The 2,053-nt window shown below is 66.1% G+C and carries 3 protein-coding genes; all 3 read right to left on the minus strand.

The genetic code is table 11. The annotated features are described in order from the left end of the window. The coding region (locus B1964_RS16845; protein WP_079930585.1) for a response regulator transcription factor at nt 1–600 on the minus strand (600 nt) is incomplete at its 3' end. A gap of 102 nt (nt 601–702) precedes the next feature. After that, the gene (locus tag B1964_RS16850) at nt 703–1,161 is read right to left on the minus strand and encodes an SRPBCC family protein (protein WP_079930587.1); all 459 of its coding nucleotides are present in this window, start codon (nt 1,159–1,161) and stop codon (nt 703–705) included. Nucleotides 1,162–1,229: 68 nt separating this feature from the next. After that, nucleotides 1,230–1,940, minus strand: coding sequence for a DUF899 family protein (locus B1964_RS16855; protein WP_079930586.1), 711 nt, complete (start codon nt 1,938–1,940; stop codon nt 1,230–1,232). Nucleotides 1,941–2,053: the final 113 nt, after the last annotated feature.

The raw sequence follows: 2,053 nt of genomic DNA on the forward strand, positions 1-2,053 counted from the left end.
GACGTTGACCTCGCCCCCGAAGTCGTAGTTCCAGACGTGGTCGAGGATGCGTGGCTTGGACAGCACGGTGCCCGCGTTGACCATGAAGTAGCGCAGGAGGGTGAACTCGGTCGGCGACAACGAGATCAGCTTGCCGGCCTTCCACACCTCGTGGGTCTCGTCGTCGAGTTCGAGGTCGGCGAAGGTGACGCGCGAGACCTCCTTGGCCCGCTCGTCGAAACCGCTGCGCCGCAACAGGACCTGCAACCGCGCCACCACCTCTTCGAGGCTGAACGGTTTGGTGACGTAATCGTCGCCGCCGACGGTGAGTCCATTGACCTTGTCCTCGACCGAATCCTTGGCCGACAGGAACAGCGCGGGCGCCGAGATCCCGTCGGCGCGTAGGCGCCGCAACAGGCCGAAACCGTCCATCCCCGGCATCATCACGTCGAGGATGAGGACGTCGGGTTTGAAGTTGCGGCATCGGTCGATGGCCTCGGGACCGCCCGCGGCGGTCTCCACCTCGTAGCCCTGGAACTTCAATGACACTGATAGCAATTCACGAATGTTCGCCTCGTCGTCGACGACGAGGACCTTCGCTCCCTGACCCGTTTCGCTCACGTGTATCACCTTCCGCCCTCAGTCTGCCATGCGGCTGACATCCGGCTGGGAGCTTTCTGTGAGGCCTGACCAGCGGCGATGGGGCAGACTGCGGGCGATCGCTCAGGTCCGGGAGAGCGCGGCGTCGAAACTGGCCAGAGACTGCTCGAGAAAGCCGCGGCCGAAGGGCGGCATGCCGCCGACCTGCTCGCGAAAGGCCGACGGCGTGTTCGTCCAGTCATAGGTGAGCCGCACCAGGGTGCCGTCGTCGTCGGGTGTGAGCTCGTAACGCCACCACCAGCCGCCGGATTCGTGGTCGCCGGAGTCGTTGAGCTGCCCGGGCAGCCACGCGATGACCCGGTCGGGTTCGTATGCGGCGACCAGATTGTGGATCACGTAGTGCCCGCCGGCCTGTTCGAGAAACATGTTGACCGCGAAGATCTGTCCGGCCCGGGTGATCGGCGCGGTGTCGATGGCGTCGCGCACCCAGTCCGTCGGTTCGGTCTCCTGGTGTCGGACCGGGTTGCACAGCAGGGCGAAGACCGCCTCCGGAGAGGCGTCGACGTGACGCGTGACGGTCATCGACTCGGTGTCGGGCTGGTCGGTGGTGTCGGGCTGATCGTTGGTGTCGGGCTGGGTGCGATTGGCGCTCATCGCGTGCCCTCTCCATAGCTGTCGGCGATCTGCTCGCTCCCCGCCCATCCGGAGTAGGTGGGGCGTTGCGGCCAGCCGTCCGGGGAGTCCTGCCACACCTCCTGTCGTCCCCAAGGGAGCAGATCGATCAATGCGAAGGTGTGGCTCAGCTGCTCGGTGCCCCGGCCGTTGGTGTGCCAGGTGCGGTAGACACGGTCCCCGTCACGCATGAACACGTTGACCGCGAAGCCGGCTCCGGGTGCGGCGTCCATCTCGGCACCGAACTCGGTGCCCGCGGCGGAGAACCACTCCATCTGGTTACCGACTCGCCGCTTGTAGGCCAACGCCTCGTCGATCGGACCGTTGGTGACGATCACGAAGCGCGCGTCATAGTTCTCGAGGAATTCCAGTCGGGTGAATTGGGAGGTGAATCCCGTGCATCCGGGGCATTGGTACTCGGCGCCGTCGTTCCACATGTGGTGGTAGGTGATCAATTGTGACCTGCCGGCGAAGATCTCCGACAGTGATGTCGGGCCGTCGGCGCCGGTGAGCGTGTGGTCGGCGACCTCGACCATCGGCAGTCGGCGACGTTGCGCGGCGATGGCGTCGAGCTCACGGGTAGCAGCTTTCTCGCGACGGCGCAGGTCGGCGAGTGCGGCCCGCCACGTCGCCTCATCGGCAACGGGCGGTAGACCGCGGTCGGCTTCCGGGTGGGTCGGTGCGGTCATCGGAACCTCCTGGGTGTGGGTGTGCGCGGTGTGGGTGCGCGGACCTCCAGAGACTGACCGGCGATGGCACCGGAATTCATCGCGCCCGCAGTTCGCGCAGGTAGGGCGGTGGG

This window comes from Gordonia sp. i37, from assembly GCF_002043085.1.
Taxonomy (GTDB): Bacteria; Actinomycetota; Actinomycetes; order Mycobacteriales; family Mycobacteriaceae; genus Gordonia; species Gordonia polyisoprenivorans.

Excerpts from the sequence above, each read along its gene's own strand:
- B1964_RS16855 (WP_079930586.1), bottom strand. The coding sequence starts at position 1,940 with ATGACCGCACCGACCCACCCGGAAGCCGACCGCGGTCTACCGCCCGTT.
- B1964_RS16850 (WP_079930587.1), bottom strand. The coding sequence starts at position 1,161 with ATGACCGTCACGCGTCACGTCGACGCCTCTCCGGAGGCGGTCTTCGCC.